We start from the raw sequence: 18,073 nt of genomic DNA on the forward strand, positions 1-18,073 counted from the left end.
CGCCGCACATCGTCAGCTTGGAACAGGAGCCGATATGCACCGCATCTTCATCACCGGATCCTCCGAGGGGCTTGGCCTGATGGCCGGGCAACTCCTTGTGGAGCAGGGGCACTCCGTCGTTCTCCATGCCCGCAATGCGGCGCGCGCACGCGACGCGAAGGCTGCGCTGCCGGCTGCCGAGGCCGTCGTCACCGGGGATGTCGCCACGATTGCGGGCGCCAGATCCGTGGCCGGGCAAGCCAACAGGCTCGGCCGTTTCGACGCGGTCATCCATAACGTTGCCGTCGGCTACCGCGAGCCGCATCGCATCGAAACCGAAGATGGCCTGCCTCATGTCTTCGCCGTCAATGTCATCGCGCCCTACATCCTCACGGCGCTGATCGAGCGTCCTGCGCGGCTGGTCTATCTGAGCTCCGCGCTGCATCACCACGCCCGGGCCCGTTTCGACGATCTGCTCTGGGAAACCCGCCGCTGGGACGGCACGGAGGCCTATTCCGAGAGCAAGCTCTATAACGCAATGTTCGCCTTCGCCGTCGCCCGCCATTGGCCCGGCGTTCTCTCGAACGCGCTTGAGCCCGGTTGGGTGCAGACGCGGATGGGCGGCCCAACCGCCACCGACGACATGAGGCAGGCCCACCTTACCCAGGCCTGGCTTGCCGCAGGCGAGGCCGCCGGTCGGGTGTCGGGCGAATATTTCTATCATATGGAGCGCCGGAGCCCCAATCCGGACACCCGCGATCCCGCGCTTCAGGACTTGCTTCTGAGCCGCTGCGCGGACATCACCGGCATCCCCTTTCCATCCGCGACCGGCCGGTGACCCTCCCCCCTGGACGAGAGGGGATTTCGCCTTTCATGCCATCGCGCGTAAAGCCTGACAGATCAGGCTTTACGCTTGCTCTCAATCGGCGGGCGCGGGCCATCCGGCCGTTTGCCTGCGCAGGCATGGGCCTGCGGGGCCGCAGTCGCGGCCCTTACGGCAGAGCATAAGTCAGGACTTACGCTCGACGGTATCATTCGTCCGGCAGCATGTTTTTCGGCAGGTTTTCTCGGAAGATCACTTCGGCCCGCGGGCTTTCCACCGCCTGCATCGCCGGGCGGCCGGCGCGCAGGTTGGTGAAGATGCCGACGCAGGCCGACAGGGTGTTGCGCGGATCCTGGGTGATCACCGCATCAAGCGCACCGTCGATCAGCAGGCCTCTGGTCTCGGTGGTCAGGCCATGGCCGATGAAGACCATCTCGCGCTCCCGCCGCGTCTCCTTCAGCGCGCGGGCCACGCCCTCCGCCCCGCCGCCGATGTTGTAGACCCCGGCAAGGTCGGGATGCAGGCCCAGCAGCATGCGGGTCTGGCGGTAGCTCTTTCCCTCGTCGTCATGGCCTTCGCGCAGGCCCACCACCTCGATGTCGGGGGCGATCTCCTTCAGGACATGGAGGAAGCCCATCTCGCGGTCCTCGTGCGCGCGGTAGCTGAGGCTGCCGGCGATCATCGCCACCTTGGCCGGGCGGTGTTTCAAAAAGCGCGCGATCAGATAGCCGGCGGTGCGGCCGGCCGCGCGGTTGTCCAGCCCGACATAGCCGGCACGCCGGCAGTTCAGGATGTCGGAGATCAGCGTCACGCTCGGCACATTGCGGTCGGCCAGCGCGTCCACCGCCTCGCGCACCGCCGGATGCTCCAGCGCCATGAAGGCGACGCCGTCGGCGCGGCGGCCATGCTGGAACAGGCTGCGCGCCAGCAGGTCCGGATTGAAGCTCTTGATGAACTCCACCTGTGCCTTGACCCCGTGCGGGGCGAGCATGGAATCCGCGCGGCGGATCATCTCGCCCAGCCCGGTCAGGAAGCGGTTGTTGCCGGCGGGCAGCAGGAAGGACAGCCGCATCGGCTTCTGACCCGCCGCGGCATAGAGGTCGCCGTCGGGCAGATAGTCCAGCGCCGCCGCCGCCTTCAGCACCCGCTGCACGGTGGCGGCGCGCACCCCCGGCCGGTTGTTCAGCACGCGGTCCACCGTGGCGGTGGAGACCCCCGCCGCCTGGGCGATGTCGACCACCCGCGGCAGGCCGCGGGGTCCGGCGGCAATTTCCGGATCGTCCTTCAATGAAACCATCAAAAACCATCAATTTCGGTGTTTGACACTTGTCGGCGCTGGACATACCGTCCATCCAACAATCATCAATTGACATCAGATCACATCAGAAACGCAAGGCCGGAAACAGCAACGTCGGCCGGTAATCCATGGGAGGTTTGAAATGACCAGTCTGAGCCGCCGCACGATGCTGAAGGCCATCGCCGCCACCCCCGCCGCCATTCCGGCGATTGGTGCCGCCGGTGCCGTGATCGGCATGCCGCACATCGCGCGCGCCGCCGAGTTCGAGCTGAAGTATGGCAACAACCTGCCGCTGAGCCATCCGCTGAACGTCCGCGCCCAGCAGGCGGCGGAGCGCATCGCCAAGGAATCGAACGGCAAGGTCGAGATCAAGATCTTCCCGAACAACCAGCTCGGCGGCGACACCGACATGCTGTCCCAGGTGCGCAGCGGCGGCCTGACCTTCTTCACGCCGTCGGCGCTGGTGATCGCCACGCTGGTCCCGGTCGCCGCGATCAACGCGGTCGGCTTCGCCTTCTCCGACTACGATCAGGTCTGGAAGGCGATGGACGGCAAGCTGGGCGCCCATGTCCGCAACGCCATTTCCAAGGTCGGGCTCTATGCGTTCGACAAGATGTGGGACAACGGCTTCCGCCAGATGACCAGCGGCGACAAGGCGATCACTTCCGCCGCCGACATGAACGGGCTGAAGATCCGCGTTCCGGTCAGCCCGCTCAGCATCGCCATGTTCAAGGGGCTGGGCGCCGCCCCGGCCAGCCTGCAGTTCAGCGAGGTCTATTCGTCGCTGCAGACCCGGATCGTCGACGCGCAGGAGAACCCGCTGCCGATCATCCAGGTCGCCAAGCTGTACGAGGTGCAGAAGTTCTGCTCGCTGTCGAACCACATCTGGGACGGCTTCTGGTTCATCGCCAACGGCCGCGCCTGGAAGGGCCTGCCGGCGGACATGCAGACCATCGTCGCCAACGCCATCAACGATGCCGGCGTGGCCCAGCGCGGCGACATCAAGGCGCTGAACCAGTCGGTGAAGGCCGACCTGGAATCGAAGGGGCTGACCTTCAACCAGCCCTCGCCCGACAGCTTCCGCGCCAAGCTGCGCGACGCCGGCTTCTACGGCGAGTGGAAGGGCCGCTTCGGCGACGAGGCCTGGGGCCTGCTGGAAGAGGCGGTCGGCAAGCTTGCCTGACCGCGGCTGCCGCCCTTTCCGGTCCCCTCCCATGCCAGTCCCATGAAGGAACATCCCGCCATGTCCCACATGTCCGAGCCGGTCCACGGCTTTGCCGAGCCTCCCGGCACTCTGGGTGCCGGCGGCGGCGCCCCGCTGCTGCGCAGGATCGACCACGGCCTGTCCGTCGGGGTCGAGGTCGTGGCGGGCCTTCTGGTTCTGGTCGAGATCGTCGTCCTGCTGGCCGGCGTCACCGCCCGCTATCTGTTCCACACCCCGCTGGTGTGGTCGGACGAGCTGGCCTCCATCCTGTTCCTGTGGCTGTCGATGCTGGGTGCCGTGGTGGCGCTGCGCCGGGGCGAGCATATGCGGATGACCGGGCTGGTCAGCCGCGTCGGCCCGCAGGCGCGCAGCCTGCTGGAATGCATCGCCATCACCGCCCCCATCGCCTTCCTGACGCTGGTGCTGTACCACGCCGTCGATTACGCGATGGAGGAGCAGTTCATCACCACCCCGGCGATGGAGATCTCCAACGCGTGGCGGGCGTCCGCCCTGCCGGTCGGGCTGGGGCTGATGCTGGTGGCGGCGCTGTTCCGCCTGCTGCGCGTCGCCAAGCCCCTGACGGTGCTGGCGGCGGCGCTGGTGACCGGCGCCATCGTCGCCGGCTTCTGGATCGCCGGGCCGATGCTGAAGCCGCTGGGACAGCTGAACCTCATCATCTTCTTCGTCGGGCTGGTCGCCGCCAACGTCTTCGCCGGGGTGCCCATCGCCTTCTCCTTCGCGCTCGCCACCTTCTCCTATCTGGCGCTGACCACCTCGACGCCGCTGCTGGTGATGGTCGGCCGGCTGGACGAGGGCATGAGCCACCTGATCCTGCTGGCGGTGCCGCTGTTCGTCTTCCTCGGCCTCCTGATCGAGATGACCGGCATGGCCCGCGCCATGATCCAGTTCCTCGCCAGCCTGCTCGGCCATGTGCGCGGCGGCCTGTCCTATGTGCTGATCGGCGCGATGTATCTGGTGTCGGGCATCTCCGGATCGAAGATCGCCGACATGGCGGCCATCGCCCCGGTGCTGTTCCCGGAGATGAAGAAGCGCGGCGCCCCTCCGGGCGATCTGGTGGCGCTGTTGTCGGCGACCGGCGCGCAGACCGAGACCATTCCGCCCAGCATCGTGCTGATCACCATCGGCTCGGTCACCGGCGTGTCCATCGCGGCGCTGTTCACCGGCGGCATGCTGCCGGGCGTGGTGCTGGGCGCCTGCCTGTGCTTCGTGGTGTGGCGGCGCTACCGCACCGAGGATCTGAGCCACGTCGAGCGCACCGCCGGCCGCGAGATCGCCCGGCTCGCCATGGTGGCGCTGCCCGCCATCCTGCTGCCCTTCGTCATCCGCGCCGCGGTGGTCGAGGGCATCGCGACGGCGACCGAGGTGTCGACCATCGGCATCGCCTATTCCACCGTGGTCGGGCTGCTGATCTACCGCCAGTTCGACTGGCGCCGGCTGAAGCCGATGCTGATCGAGACGGCGTCGCTGACCGGGGCCATCATCTTCATCGTCGGCTGCGCCACCTCGATGGCCTGGGGCCTGACCCAGTCCGGCTTTTCGTCCGACCTCGCGCGCTTCATGGCCGGCATCCCCGGCGGCGCCTATGGTTTCCTCGCCATCTCCATCGTCGCCTTCATCATCCTGGGCAGCGTGCTGGAGGGCATCCCCGCCATCGTGCTGTTCGGACCGCTGCTGTTCCCCATCGCCCGTGCGGCCGGGGTGCACGAGGTCCACTATGCGATGGTCGTCATCTTCGCCATGGGCATCGGCCTGTTCGCCCCGCCCTTCGGCGTCGGTTACTACGGCGCCTGCGCCATCAGCAAGGTCAATCCCGACGACGGCCTGAAGCACATCTGGGGCTATGTCGGCGCTCTGCTGGTCGGGCTGGTGATCGTCGCCGCCATTCCCTGGATTTCGACCGGGTTCCTGGCGCGCTGACGCCGCCCGTTTTTACTCGATCCCCTCTTATCGGAGTTCCCTCAATGAGCCGATTCTTCGGCCAGATCCGTCAGGCTGGCTACGTCGTGCGCGACATCGAAGCCGCCATGGACTATTGGAGCCGCACGCTCGGCATCGGCCCCTGGTTCTACAACGAGCGGGTTCCGATCCGGAACTACAGCTACCGCGGCGAATCCTACGAGGTTCACAATTCGGTGGCGCTGGCCAACTCCGGCCCGCTGCAGATGGAGCTGATCCAGACCCGCAACGACGCGCCGTCGATGTACCGCGACTTCCTCCAGGCCGGGAACACCGGGCTGCAGCATGTCGCCTACTGGACCGAGGATTACGACGCCGATCTGGAGCGTCTGCTGGCGCAGGGCTTCAAGCCGGTGATGAGCGGCGAGGTCGGCGAGAAGGGCCGCTTCATCTATTTCGACACCGAATACCACCCCGGCACGGTGATCGAGCTGTCGGAGGTCGCCGGGCCGAAGGGCAAGATGTTCGACCTGATCCGCGAGGCGTCGATGGGCTGGGACGGCAGCGACCCGGTGCGGCCCTTCCCGGACCTGAGCAAGCTGTAAGGGGCGGCCGACATGCACGCCGACCGCATCGAAGCCACATATCTGATCGAAACCCCCCTCGCCCCGGCCAAGGTGGCCGAGGTGATGGCGGGGGAGCAGTCCTGCGGCACCTTCACCCGCGTCCATGGCGAAACCGACGACCTGCGGGCCCGCGCCCGCGCCATCGTCGAATCGGTGGAAAAGCTGGAGGTCGCCGAGACCCCCGCCCTGCCGAATACTTGGCTGGAGCGGCAGCGCAACCCCGGTCCCTGGCAGCGGGCGCGCGTCACCATCTCCTTCCCCACCGCCAACATCGGCGCCAATCTGCCGACGCTGGCGGCGACGGTCGCCGGCAACCTCTATGATTTGGGCGAGGTGACGGGGCTGCGGCTGGAGAGCTTGCGCATCCCGCAGGACTACCGTGCGCAGTTCGACCTGCCGCGCCACGGCGTCGCCGGCACAAGGCGGCTGACCGGGGTGGCGGACGGGCCGCTGGTCGGCTCGATCATCAAGCCGAATGTCGGGCTGTCGGCCGAAGAGACCGGCGAGCTGGTCGGCACGCTGTGCGCCGCCGGGCTGGACTTCATCAAGGACGACGAGATCTGCGCCGATCCGGCCCATGCGCCGCTGGCCCAACGCATCCCGGCGGTGATGGACCGGGTGCGCCGCCACCAGGACCGCACCGGCAAGCATGTGATGGTCGCCTTCAACATCACCGACGAGACCGACGCCATGCGCCGCCACGCCGATCTGGTGGAGCGCGAGGGCGGGTCCTGCATCATGGTCAGCCTGAACTGGTGCGGCTATTCGGCGGTGCAGACCCTGCGCCGGCACAGCGGGCTGGCGCTGCACGGCCACCGCAACGGCTTCGGCGCCCTGTCGCGCCATCCGCTGCTGGGCATCGGCTTCGACGCCTATCAGGCGCTGTGGCGGCTGACGGGCGTGGACCACATGCATGTCCACGGGCTGAACGGCAAGTTCGCCCAGCCCGACGCGGAGGTGATCGAGGGCGCGCGGGCCTGTCTGGCGCCGCTGGCGGCGGATGCGGCGGACGGTTCCGACGCCGTGATGCCGGCCTTCTCCTCCGGGCAATGGGCCGGCACGGTGCCGGTCACCTGGGAGGCGGTGGGGACCGCCGATCTGATGTTCATGTCCGGCGGCGGCATCATGGCCCATCCCGACGGGCCGGCGGCCGGCGTGCGGAGCATCCGGCAGGCCTGGGACGCCGTGCGGGCCGGACGCACGCTGGACGAAGCGGCGGCGGGGCAGTCGGAGCTGCGGCGGTCGCTCGACTTCTTCGGAAAGAAGGGCTGAGGGCGATGGCGGCGACTCCCCGACTGGGCTGGTACGGCGACGACTTCACCGGGGCGACCGACACGCTGGCAGCATTGGCGAAGGCCGGGCAGCGGGCGCTGCTGTTCCTCGACGTGCCGGACGTCGCCCGGTTGGGGGAGGCCGGGCCGCTCGACGCGGTGGGCATCGCCGGGGCGGCGCGCAGCATGGCGCCGGACGCCATGCGGGCGGAGCTGGAGCCAGTCGGCCATTTCTTCGCCGCACTCGGCGTGCCGGTGATGCATTACAAATGCTGCTCCACCTTCGACAGCGCAGCCCATGTCGGCAGCATCGGCGAGGCGGTGCGGACGCTCGCCCCGCATTTCCCCAACCGCTTCCGCCCGGTGGTGGGCGGGCAGCCGAACATCGGGCGCTATTGCCTGTTCAGCACTCTGTTCGCGGCGGCGGGCACCGGCGGGGTGGTGCATCGCATCGACCGCCACCCGACGATGAGCGTCCATCCCGTCACCCCGATGGCGGAGGCCGACCTGCGCCGGCATCTCGCCGCACAGGGGCTGGAGGGGATGGCGGCGCTGCATTTCCCGGATTACGGGATGGACGGCGATGCGCTCGACGGGCGGCTGGACAGTCTGGTGGCGGCGGGGGCGGCGGCGCTGCTGCTGGACGTGGCGCGTAGCGAGGATCTGGCTGTTATCGGACGGCTGATCTGGGAACGGGCCGAGCGCGAGGCGTTGCTGGCGGTCGGGCCGAGCAGCGTGGCGCAGGCGCTGGTCGCGCATTGGAACGCCGGCTCCGATGCACGGGTGGCGGCGGAGGTGCCACTGGCTGCAGCGGACAGGCCGGTCTTCCTGATGGCCGGCAGCCTGTCGCCGGTGACGCGGCGGCAGATCGAGGCGGCGGGGTCCTACAGGCGCATCCAGGCCGATGCGGCGGCGCTGTGCGGCGATCCCGGCTATGCGGAAACGCTGTTGGGGGAGGTGGCGGGCTCGCTGGCGGACGGGCGCCACACGCTGGTGTGGACGGCACCGGCGGAATCCGGGACGGCGGACACCGCCCAGGCCGGGCGGGTTGCGGCGGCGACGGCGGATTTCGTCGCGGCGGTGCTGCGGCGAGTGGCCGTGCGCCGGGTCGGCATCGCCGGCGGCGACACCTCAAGCCTCGCGGTGCGGGCGCTGGGGTGCTGGGGCCTGTCCTACCGCTGCACGCTGGCGCCGGGAGTTACCGTCAGCCGCACCCATGCCGACGACCCTGCGGTCGATGGGCTGGAGCTGATGCTGAAGGGCGGGCAGATGGGCGGCGAGGATCTGTTCGAGCGGTTGCTGGGGTAAGGCCCTCTCCCCGAGGGGAGAGGGAGCCTTCCGCGGTCGCCGATCACACGGCCGCGGTGACGACCACTTCGATCAGGATTTCCGGCTTGCCGAGATCGGCGACGCCGATGGTGGCGCGGGCCGGCAGGTCGTTGCCGTCCAGCCAGGACAGCCACGCGTCGTTCATCTCGTCCTTCAGGCCCATGTTGGTGATGAAGAGCTGGGCGGACAGCAGCTTGGTCTTGTCGCTGCCGGCCAACGCCAGCACCTGGTCGAGCTTGCCGCAGATCTGCGTGACCTGGCCGCCCATGCCGACGCTGACGTCGTCGGCGATGATGCCGCCGAGATAGGCCGTGCCGTTGTTGACGACGACGCGGTGCATGATCCTGGTCTTCTCGATGCGCTTGATCACGGGAAACTGCTCCTTGGTTTTTGTAAAAGAACTCAGGGGGTGATGGAGAAATCGACGTAGCGGGCGGCGATGCGCGCCAGCGTGCCGTCCTGCACGACCGCGCGGATCGCCTCGTCGAAGGACTGCTTCAGCGCGCTGTCCTCCTTGCGCAGCCCGACGCCGATGCCGGGGCCGAACACCTCGGCGTCGATCACCGGCTGGCCGACCAGCTTGACCGACTTGCCGCCGTCGCCCTTCACCCAGTCGGACGCGGTGGCGCCGGTGGTGATGGCGGCGTCGAGCCGCCCGGCCTTCAGATCGGCCAGCAGGTTCGACGCGGTGTCGTAGGTCTTCAGCGTCGCGTCGCTGCCGAGATGCTTCTCGACATAGCGGGAATGGGTGGTGGAGACCTGGGCGCCGATGGTCTTGCCGCGCAGGCTGGCCGGCGAGCCGTCGATGGCGGAGCTGGCCGGCGCCACGAAATAGGCCGGCACCACCATGTAGGGGGTGGAGAAGCCGATGGCCTTCGCCCGTTCCGGCGTGATGTTCATCGTCGCCATGATGGCGTCGTACTTCTTCGCCAGCAGACCCGGAATGATGCCGTCCCATTCCTGCGCCACGACGGTGCAGGGACGCTTCATCCGCTCGCAGAGCGCGTTGGCAAGGTCGACCTCCAGCCCCGCCACCTTGCCGTCGGGCTGGGTGACGTTGAAGGGCGGATAGGCGCCCTCGGTGGCGATGCGGATCTCCTGCGCGGCGGCGACGCCGCCGGACGCAAGCAAGAGGAGGGCGGCAACGCCCGTGACGAGGCGCTTCATGGCAGGCTCCGGAAGTGGCGAAGGTGGGTGGGGTTAGAGCCCCGCGACGACCACGATCTCGACCAGGATCGACGGGTCGGCCAGGCGGGCCTCGACCGTCGCGCGGGCGGGCGGGTTGGCCTTGTCGACCCAGGCGTCCCAGGCGGCGTTCATCTCGGGGAAAGTGGCGATGTCGGCGAGATAGACCGTGGCGGTCAGGAGGTTGCTCTTCGACGTGCCGGCCTCGGCCAGCAGGGCGTCTATCTGACGCAGCACGTCGCGGGTCTGCGCCTCGACCGTGGTGGACCCGTCGTCGACGATCTGGCCGGCGAGATAGACGGTGTCCTTGTGGATGACCATGTCGCAGAGGCGCGGGGTCAGGTGGAAGCGCTGGATCGTCACTGTTTCGATGCTCCAAAGGGTCAGGCGGCGAAGCGGCCGATGCTGAAAGGGGCGATGGGCAGGTCGGTGGCCCCGCCCGTGATCAGGTCGGCGGTGATGCGCCCGACAATAGGGCCAAGCTGGAAGCCGTGCGCGGAGAAACCGAAGGAATGGTAGAGATCCGGCTCGGTGCCGCTGGGGCCGATCACCGGGATCTGGTCCGGCATCCGCGCCTCGATCCCCGCCCAGGAACGGACGATGGTGGCGCCGCGCATGCACGGGAACAGGTCCCACACCGTGCGGGCATTGACCGACACCTGCGAGAAATCCAGCTCCGTCCGGTTCTCGTCGCGCACCGCCCGGCCGAGCAGACCACCGCCGATCAGCACGGTGCCGTTGGGAAACTGCTTGAAGGACAGGGTGCGGCCGGTCGCCCCCACCACCGGCTTGATGAAGGGGGCGACGCGGGCGGTGATCATCAGCATGGGGGCTATGACCTCCAGCGGCACCGGCTCCCCCGCCTGCGCTGCGATGCGGTCGGCCCAGGCCCCGGCGGCGTTCACCACCACCGGGGCCTCGAATTTCTCGCCGTCGGCGGTCTCGACGGTCCACAGGCCGCCCCGGCGGGCCAGCCGGGTGACCGTTCCGCCTTCCTGGAAGCGGGCGCCCAGCGCGATGGCCTTGCGGCGGAAGGCGAAGGTGGTGCGGAAGGGGATCGCCGCCCCGTCGCCGCGCGACACCAGCGCGCCGACGCAGTGATCGGCGATGGCCGGCACCAGCGCGCGCAGTTCGTCCTGCCCGACCACTTCCTCGTGGGTGAAGCCCAGCGCGTTCAGCTCGGCGACGCGGGCGTGCGAAGTCGCCAGCTCCGCCTCGCTCTCCGCCACCTTGATCTGGCCGTGGCTCTCGAAACCGCAATCGTCGTCCACCAGATCCCGGATGCGGTGCCACAGCGCCATAGAGGCGACGGACAGCGGCACCTCGGCGACATGGCGGCCGAGCTGGCGCACGCCACCCGCATTGACGCCGGAGGCGTGGCGGGCGACATGGTCCTTCTCCAGAACCAGCACGCGGACGCCGCGCATCGACAGGTGCAGCGCCGCGGAGCAGCCGTGCAGGCCGCCGCCGATGACGATGACGTCAGGGCAAAGGGAGGCCGGCTTGGTGGAGACGGTCGCGGTCATCGGGCGCCTCCGGTCAGTGCTTGAACACGGCGTCGATGTCGGCGTCGGTCTTCGGCAGGGCCGCCAGCTCGGCCAGCGTGATCGGCTTCACCGGCGGGCGCAGCCGGTAATAGCCGACCTCCGCCGGGGAGACGCCGCGCTCCGCCGCGATGACCTCGGTTACGGTCGGGCCGCAGAGCCGGCCCTGGCACGGACCCATGCCGCAGCGCAGGAAGCTCTTGGCCTGGTTGGGACCGGAACAGCCGAGCCGCACCGCTTCGCGCACGGCACCGGCGGTGATCTCCTCGCAGCGGCAGACGATGGTGTCGTCGGCCGGTGCGCGGAAGGCTTCCGCCGGGGTGTAGAGCGTGTCGAGGAAGGCGCGGCCGGTCAGCGCGCGGTCGAGTGCTGCGCGATGGGGGGCCGCCGCCTTGTCGCGCTGCTCGCGCCCGATGCGGCCGAGACGGTGCAGGGCGTCGAGCGCGGCCAGCCGGCCGGCCTCCTCCGCCGCGCGGGCGCCGCCGATGCCGGCGCCGTCGCCGGCCAGCGACACGCCCTCGACCGAGGTGGCGCCCCACTCGTCGGTGGTCGGACGCCAGCAGCGCTGCTGCTCGTCCCAGCGCTGGGCGCAGCCGGTGGCGTTGGCGAGGTTGAGGTTCGGGATCACGCCATGGTGCAGCAGCAGCGTGTCGGCGGGCAGCCGGTGCTCGGTGCCGTTGCGGGTGTAGACGACGCTCTTCAACGCGCTGTCCCCGCCGATGGCACCTTCGGCGCGCAAGGCCGTGACGTTGCCGATGACGGTCAGCTTGCGCCGGACCTCCAGCATCAGCTTCATGCCCTTGCCGAGATAGGGCGAGCGCAGGAATCCCGGCAGCAGCGGCAGGGCGGCGCGCCAGTTCTCCTTCGGGGTGGTGTCGAGGATGGCGTCGATGCGGGCACCGGCCTGGAGATACTGCCAGGCCAGCAGCCACAGCAGCGGGCCGCTGCCCGCCATCACCGTGGCGCCCGACGGCACGAGGCCGGAGGTCTTCAGCAACACCTGCGCCGCACCGGCGCCCAGCACGCCCGGCAGGGTCCAGCCGGGGATCGGGAAGGGCCGTTCCAGGGCGCCGGTCGCCAGGATGACGTGGCGCACGGTCAGCATCGCCGCCGAACCGTTGCGCGACAGGCCGATCTGGATCGGGCGGTGTCCGTCGGGGGCGTCCTCGCGCGGGCGGGCGACGCTCCACACAATGGTGCCGGGCCAGTGGGCGGCACCGCTGTCGCGCAGCGGCCCCAGCAGCTCGGCGCCATGCCAGTAATCGGGGCCGAGCACCTTGCGGTCGCGAACCGGGGTTTCGGTGACGGCGCGGTAGATCTGGCCGCCCGGCTCCGCCTGCTCGTCGAGCAGGACCACCGACGCGCCCTTGGACGCGGCCAGCGCGGCAGCGGCGAGGCCGGCCGGACCGGAGCCGACGACGGCGATGTCGAAATCGAACCTGCTCATCGCTCCACCTCGCGCTTGCCGTTCTGGGTTTCCACCGCCATGCCGGGGGCCACGCGCACCTGACAGCCCTGGCGGTTGCCGGTGCCGTCGATGGTGACGAGGCAGTCGTAGCAGACGCCCATCATGCAGTAGGGACCGCGCGCAGCACCGCTCACGGCTGTGGTGCGGCAGGCGGTGACGCCGTTCGCCAGCAGGGCGGCGGTGACGCTGTCGCCCGCCCGCGCGCTGGCCGGACGGCCGTCGATGGTGAAGGAAACCGTCTGCCCTGCTGCGTTGAGGGCGGTCTCGATCTCAGGCAGCCTGCGGAACATGGAACCTCCCGGCGCTGAAGGGCGTGAAGCTGTCGCCGAGGCCGCCGGCCGCGATCAGCGGCGCCAGCGTCAGCGCATGGTTGGCGGCAAGGGTGACGCCGCTGTGGCAGGTGGCGACGAAGGCGCCGGGCGCCGTCTTCGATTCCTCGTAGATCGGGAAGCCGTCCGGCGTCAGCACGCGCAGCGCCGCCCAGCTCCGCACCACGTTCAGCTTGCCCAGCAGCGGGAAGAAGCGGATGGCGCGCTGGGCAATGGCCGACGACACGCCGGGCTGGAGCGTGGTGTCGAAGCCGGCCTCCTCGAAGCTGTCGCCGATCATCACCCCGCCCTCGTCGGTCTGGCGGACATAGACGGTGGGGTGGTGCAGGAAGGGGGCCGTCTTCTCGGTGACGATGACATGGCCGCGCTGCGGGCGGACGGGGGCCGACAGCCCGACCATCGGCGCCAGCCGCGCGCTGTCATGGCCGGCGGCCAGCACGATCTTGCCGGCGCGGATTTCGCCGCCCGCTGTGGTCATGCGGAAGCCGCCGTCGCGATGCTCGATCCGCTCGACCCGGTGGTTGGGCCGGTAATCGACGCCCAGCAGGCCGATGCCCTTGTGCAGGGTGCGTAAGAGCCGCAGCGAGTTGCAATGGCCGTCCAGCGGGCAATAGGTGCCGCCGACCACGTCCGGCCCGATGAAGGGCAGTTCCTTGCGCAGCGTCTCGCGGTCCATCACCTCGTAGGGGTAACGGATCATGTCCGGCTGGTTGTGCAGCCGCATCATGGTGTTGGCGCGGGCCTGCAGATCCTCTTCCGACAGCATCGGCATGAAGCCGCCGGGACGGCGGTAGGCAACGTCCAGGCCGGTCTGCTCGCGCAGAAGATCGGCGAAGCCGCTCCAGTCGTCGGAGGATTTCTTGGTCCAGCCGGCATATTCCGGCATGCCGAGACCCTTGCCCTGCACCCAGACCAGGGCGAAGTTGCCGCGCGACGGGCGCACGGCGATGTCGCCCTCGTCCAGCATGGCGACTTTCTGGCCGGCACGGGCGAGACCCCAGGCCAGCGCCGATCCGACCAGCCCGCCGCCGATCACGGCGACGTCGTATTCTCCGCCCCGACTGGGCTGCGTCATCGTCTCCACTCCCGCCTTTTCAGTCCCGCTGACGGAATCGCACACTCCGTGCGCACCGGCCGCTGCCGTTATCGTATGGCGCGCATCGCCGAATTCGACACCCGTATACAGTGTCGAATATTTATCGATGCACCGTATATCTTTGAGATCGCGCCGGATCTGCCGGCGTTACACATGGATGTATTGCAAACTGCAGGGTTTTCTTTGCCGGAGCACCGCGGGATTCTGCCCGGCGATACCCGACCGTTCCCCCGAGTTCCCGTGATCCTTGCGACAGCATCGGCAGCCAACCTATAACTGTCAAATCAGATCGAAGGGGTGTTTCATGACTGAATGTTATGATTCGGTGGTGGGGGGTCGGTTTTTGGGGCTGCCTTTGCCGGTCATGTCCGTGAACGCCCTCTCTCGCCCCGGGAGAGGGAGGGGACCCGCCGAAGGCGGGGAGGGTGAGGGGTGGCTCAAGACTCAAGAACCCCATGGTTTCTTGGATTACCCCTCACCCTTCCCACCGCTGCGCGGCGGGCCCCTTCCCTCTCCCGGGACGGGAGAGGGAACCATATGCGATCGCCTTGCTCTCAGGGGGGAGAGGGGATTAAGCCCGCGGTGTGAAGCGGGGGCGGCGCCATGATCAATCCGCGCCAGATCGAGGCCTTCCGCGCCGTCATGCTGACCGGCGGCATCACCGCGGCGGCGGAGTTGCTGAACATCTCGCAACCGGCGGTCAGCCGGCTGATCGGCGACCTGCAATATGCGCTGAAGCTGACCCTGTTCGAACGGCGCGGCCCCCGCATCGCCCCGACCAGCGAGGCGATCTCGCTGTATCAGGTGGTCGACCGCGCCTTCGTCGGGCTGGAGCTGATCGAGCAGACGGCGCGCGACCTGACCGCAAGGCGCAGCGGCACGCTCCGGGTGGCGGCGATGCCGGCGCTGGGCGTGGGGTTCCTGCCGCGTTACGTCGCGCGCTTCCTCGCCGAACGGCCGCGGGTGGACATCGCGCTGCGCGGCAGCACGTCGCCGATCATCCTGGACTGGGTGGCGACCGGCCAGTGCGAGCTGGGATTCGCCCACACCCCCATCGAGCATGCGGCGGTGCTGACCGAGAAGATCCATGGGCTTCCCGCCGTCGCCATCCTGCCGCCCGGCCATCCGCTGGCGGCCAAGGATGTGCTGGGGCCGAAGGATTTCGAGGGGGAGAGCTTCATCTCCACCACGCCGCCGACCCTGCTGCGCTACCGCATCGACACCATCTTCGCCGACCATGACGTGTCGCGGGTGATGCGGGTGGAAACCCAGCTGACCATGAACGCCTGCGCCATGGTGGCGGCCGGGCATGGCATGTCGATCGTCGATCCCTTCACCGCCCAGGACTATGTCCCGCACGGGCTGGTCGTCCGCCCGTTCGAGCCGCGCATCGGCTTCGACATCGCCATCCTGCGCTCCGCCCAGGTGCCGCTGTCGATGATCGCCGAGGACTTCCTGGCCGGCTTCATGGAGGAAACGGTGCGCTTCCGCGACAACTTTTTCGGAAGCGGCGGCAGCGGAAACGCCATCCAACTCGTTCGCGGCACGGAATTATAACATTTCCGGATGAATGATGGCGGGAATTCGATTTGACGGTTATGTGACTGCACCATCACCCTTGATCCATGTCCTGGGCGCGAAGCCTCAAGAAAAACAGCCCGCAGCAGACGCCCCGCAAAAGACGGCGGGCAAGGTCAGGTGCGGTAAAAGCGGTGCTCCGGAGCGCAATGGAATGCGGTCCGCAGATCAGGCTCCGATGAATCCGGGATCGTAAACAGGGACACAGGCTCTAGAGGAGAATGACGATGCGCTCCGTGATGTGCGGGTTGATGGCGACGGCGGCCCTGTGGTGCGGCATGGCCGCGGTCCAGACGGCCCAGGCTCAGGAAAAGACGCTCTATGTCGCCGCCTATGGCGGGTCGTTCGAGCAGACCATGCGCAAGGACATCATCCCGGCCTTCGAAAAGGCGAACGGGGTGAAGATCGAGTATGTCGCCGGCAACTCGACCGACAACCTCGCCAAGCTGCAGGCCCAGCGGGGCAACCAGCAGATCGACGTCGTCATCCTCGACGACGGCCCGATGTATCAGGCGGTGGCGCTGAACTTCTGCGCCGACCTGGAGAAGGCGCCGGTCTACGACCAGCTCTACGATCTGGCGAAGATGCCGTCGGGCAAGGCGGTCAACTTCGGCGCCGTCGGCACCGGCATCCTCTACAACAAGGCCTATTTCGACGAGAACAAGATCCCGGCCCCGACCTCGTGGAAGGACATCGAGGATCCGCGCTTCAAGAAGAAGCTGGCGATCCCGCCGATCAACAACAGCTACGGCCTGCATGCGCTGGTGATGATGGCGCGCCTGAACGGCGGCGGCGAGACCAACATCGAGCCGGGCTTCAAGGAGTTCAAGGACAAGATCAACCCGAACGTGCTGGCCTACGAGCCGTCGCCGGGCAAGATGACCGAGCTGTTCCAGAGCAACCAGGCCGTCATCGCCGTCTGGGGTTCGGGCCGCGCCAAGGCGCTGGCCGACACCGGCTTCCCCGCCACCTTCGTCTATCCCAAGGAAGGCGGCATCGTGCTGGGCTCCGCCGCCTGTCAGGTCGCCGGCAGCAAGAATGCGCCGGAGGCGCAGAAGTTCATCCAGCACATGCTGGGCGTCGAGGCGCAGACCGCTCTCGCCGTCAGCGCCGGCTTCGGCCCGGTGAACAAGACGGTGGAACTGCCCGCCGAGAAGCAGGCCGGCATCCCCTACGGTCCGGAACAGGTCGGCAAGCTGCTGGTGGTGGACTGGGACACCATCAACAAGAACCGCGAAGTCTGGAACAAGCGCTGGACCCGCGAGATCGAGCGCTGAGGGTGTGAACACCCGTCCGCCGCCGGCTGCGCCGGAGGCGGGCGGGTCCCCTGCAAAGGGAAGGGAGACGACGGCATGGCTTATCTGGTTCTCGACCAACTGACCAAGCGCTTCGGAAACTGGACGGCGGTCGACAACGTCTCGCTGACCGTGGAGAAGGGCGAGCTGATTTCGCTGCTGGGGCCGTCGGGCTGCGGCAAGACCACCACCTTGCAGATGATCGCCGGCTTCCTCGACGCCGACGGCGGCCGGGTGATGCTGGACGGCCAGGATCTGCTGGCGAAGAAGCCGAACGAGCGCGGGCTCGGTATCGTCTTCCAGAGCTATGCCCTGTTCCCGCACATGACCGCCGCGGAGAACGTCGCCTTCGGGCTGGAGATGCGCAGGATCGCCCGCGCCGACCGCGACCGCATGGTCGCCGACGCGCTGAAGCTGGTCGGGCTGGAGCAGTATGGCGACCGCCACCCCCGCCGGATGTCGGGCGGCCAGCAGCAGCGCGTCGCCCTGGCGCGCGCGCTGGTGATCAAGCCGAGCCTGCTGCTGCTCGACGAGCCGCTGTCGAACCTGGACGCCAAGATGCGCGAGGAGATGCAGATCGAGCTGCGCCGCATCCAGCGCACCGTCGGCACCACCATGATCCTCGTCACCCACGACCAGTCGGAGGCGATGGCGCTGTCCGACCGCGTGGTGGTGATGAACAAGGGCCGCATCCAGCAGGTCGCCACCCCGCAGGAGGCCTACGACCATCCGGCCAACGCCTTCGTCGCCAACTTCCTGGGCCGCACCAACCTGCTGCCGGGGATGGTCGGCGGTGGTTCGGCGGGCACCGTCATCACGGTGGCCGACAGCGTCTGGCCGGTGTCGCAGCCGATGGCGGCCGGTCCGGGGGCGCTGGCCGTGCGGCCGGAGAAGATCGGCTTCGTCGATGCCGGGGGCCTGAGCGGCACCGTGCTGGCCCGCGTCTTCCAGGGCACGCAATGGCTGTTCGAGATCGAGACCGCGGCCGGACGGCTGATGGTGATCCGCCAGCATGACGGCTCGCCCCTGCCGGCGGAACGCGAGCGGGTGATGGTCGGCTGGCGGCCCGACGACATGGCGGTGATGCCTGCGGATCCGGATACCGCCTCCGGCGCACGGGAGGCGGCATGAG

At 68.6% G+C, this 18,073-nt stretch carries 17 protein-coding genes; 9 read left to right on the plus strand and 8 right to left on the minus strand.

The features are described from left to right. The first annotated feature begins 34 nt into the window (after positions 1-34). Positions 35-817 carry an SDR family NAD(P)-dependent oxidoreductase gene (locus GBZ48_RS03030; RefSeq protein ID WP_174469648.1) on the plus strand — a complete coding sequence of 261 codons (783 nt, stop codon included), beginning with the start codon at positions 35-37 and terminating at the stop codon, positions 815-817. A gap of 193 nt (positions 818-1,010) precedes the next feature. On the opposite strand, the gene GBZ48_RS03035 is transcribed toward GBZ48_RS03030, so the two are convergent. Beyond that, positions 1,011-2,099, minus strand: a complete 1,089-nt coding sequence (locus GBZ48_RS03035; protein WP_174469649.1) for a LacI family DNA-binding transcriptional regulator — start codon at positions 2,097-2,099, stop codon at positions 1,011-1,013. Positions 2,100-2,241: 142 nt separating this feature from the next. Here GBZ48_RS03035 and GBZ48_RS03040 point away from each other — a divergent pair, with 142 nt between their 5' ends. The 5 genes from GBZ48_RS03040 to GBZ48_RS03060 are packed head-to-tail and all read left to right on the plus strand — an operon-like array spanning position 2,242 to position 8,425. After that, on the plus strand, positions 2,242-3,282 hold the full coding sequence (locus GBZ48_RS03040) for a TRAP transporter substrate-binding protein (protein ID WP_109450900.1): 1,041 nt from the start codon (positions 2,242-2,244) through the stop codon (positions 3,280-3,282). Positions 3,283-3,342: 60 nt separating this feature from the next. Continuing rightward, a complete protein-coding gene (locus tag GBZ48_RS03045; protein WP_209798245.1) occupies positions 3,343-5,241 on the plus strand; it encodes a TRAP transporter large permease in 1,899 nt (632 codons plus the stop codon). Between the two features lie 44 nt (positions 5,242-5,285). After that, entirely contained in the window at positions 5,286-5,825 is a 540-nt protein-coding gene (locus GBZ48_RS03050; protein WP_174469651.1) for a VOC family protein, read from the plus strand. Positions 5,826-5,837: 12 nt separating this feature from the next. Further along, a complete protein-coding gene (locus GBZ48_RS03055; RefSeq protein ID WP_174469652.1) occupies positions 5,838-7,118 on the plus strand; it encodes a ribulose-bisphosphate carboxylase large subunit family protein in 1,281 nt (426 codons plus the stop codon). 5 nt (positions 7,119-7,123) lie between these two features. Beyond that, positions 7,124-8,425: a four-carbon acid sugar kinase family protein gene (locus tag GBZ48_RS03060; RefSeq protein ID WP_174469653.1), complete on the plus strand. Its 1,302-nt coding sequence runs from the start codon at positions 7,124-7,126 to the stop codon at positions 8,423-8,425. A gap of 43 nt (positions 8,426-8,468) precedes the next feature. Here the strand turns inward: GBZ48_RS03060 and GBZ48_RS03065 are convergent, their stop codons facing one another. From GBZ48_RS03065 to GBZ48_RS03095, 7 genes are read right to left on the minus strand one after another with little or no spacing between them, the layout of a single operon-like run. Beyond that, positions 8,469-8,816 (minus strand): Rid family hydrolase, encoded by a 348-nt coding sequence (locus GBZ48_RS03065; protein WP_174469654.1) that lies wholly within the window; start codon positions 8,814-8,816, stop codon positions 8,469-8,471. Between the two features lie 32 nt (positions 8,817-8,848). After that, positions 8,849-9,613, minus strand: coding sequence for a transporter substrate-binding domain-containing protein (locus GBZ48_RS03070; RefSeq protein ID WP_174469655.1), 765 nt, complete (start codon positions 9,611-9,613; stop codon positions 8,849-8,851). A 33-nt stretch (positions 9,614-9,646) separates the two neighbouring features. Then, on the minus strand, positions 9,647-9,994 hold the full coding sequence (locus tag GBZ48_RS03075; RefSeq protein WP_108547164.1) for a RidA family protein: 348 nt from the start codon (positions 9,992-9,994) through the stop codon (positions 9,647-9,649). Positions 9,995-10,014: 20 nt separating this feature from the next. Next, on the minus strand, positions 10,015-11,157 hold the full coding sequence (locus tag GBZ48_RS03080) for an NAD(P)/FAD-dependent oxidoreductase (RefSeq protein WP_174469656.1): 1,143 nt from the start codon (positions 11,155-11,157) through the stop codon (positions 10,015-10,017). Between the two features lie 13 nt (positions 11,158-11,170). Continuing rightward, positions 11,171-12,622 (minus strand): FAD/NAD(P)-dependent oxidoreductase, encoded by a 1,452-nt coding sequence (locus GBZ48_RS03085; RefSeq protein ID WP_174469657.1) that lies wholly within the window; start codon positions 12,620-12,622, stop codon positions 11,171-11,173. Continuing rightward, on the minus strand, positions 12,619-12,933 hold the full coding sequence (locus GBZ48_RS03090; protein ID WP_174469658.1) for a (2Fe-2S)-binding protein: 315 nt from the start codon (positions 12,931-12,933) through the stop codon (positions 12,619-12,621). The genes GBZ48_RS03085 and GBZ48_RS03090 overlap by 4 nt, the downstream gene beginning before the upstream one ends. Next, positions 12,914-14,047, minus strand: a complete 1,134-nt coding sequence (locus GBZ48_RS03095) for an NAD(P)/FAD-dependent oxidoreductase (RefSeq protein WP_174469659.1) — start codon at positions 14,045-14,047, stop codon at positions 12,914-12,916. Before GBZ48_RS03095 ends, GBZ48_RS03090 begins: the two co-directional genes overlap by 20 nt. 624 nt (positions 14,048-14,671) lie before the next feature. Here GBZ48_RS03095 and GBZ48_RS03100 point away from each other — a divergent pair. From GBZ48_RS03100 to GBZ48_RS03110, 3 genes are all read left to right on the plus strand, one after another. Then, the gene (locus GBZ48_RS03100; protein ID WP_174469660.1) at positions 14,672-15,625 is read left to right on the plus strand and encodes a LysR family transcriptional regulator; all 954 of its coding nucleotides are present in this window, start codon (positions 14,672-14,674) and stop codon (positions 15,623-15,625) included. 248 nt (positions 15,626-15,873) lie between these two features. Beyond that, positions 15,874-16,923 (plus strand): ABC transporter substrate-binding protein, encoded by a 1,050-nt coding sequence (locus GBZ48_RS03105; RefSeq protein WP_174469661.1) that lies wholly within the window; start codon positions 15,874-15,876, stop codon positions 16,921-16,923. A gap of 75 nt (positions 16,924-16,998) precedes the next feature. After that, entirely contained in the window at positions 16,999-18,072 is a 1,074-nt protein-coding gene (locus GBZ48_RS03110) for an ABC transporter ATP-binding protein (protein WP_174469662.1), read from the plus strand. Position 18,073: the final 1 nt, after the last annotated feature.

The sequence above is a fragment of the Azospirillum melinis genome, assembly GCF_013340935.1.
In the GTDB taxonomy this organism is placed as follows: domain Bacteria; phylum Pseudomonadota; class Alphaproteobacteria; order Azospirillales; family Azospirillaceae; genus Azospirillum; species Azospirillum melinis.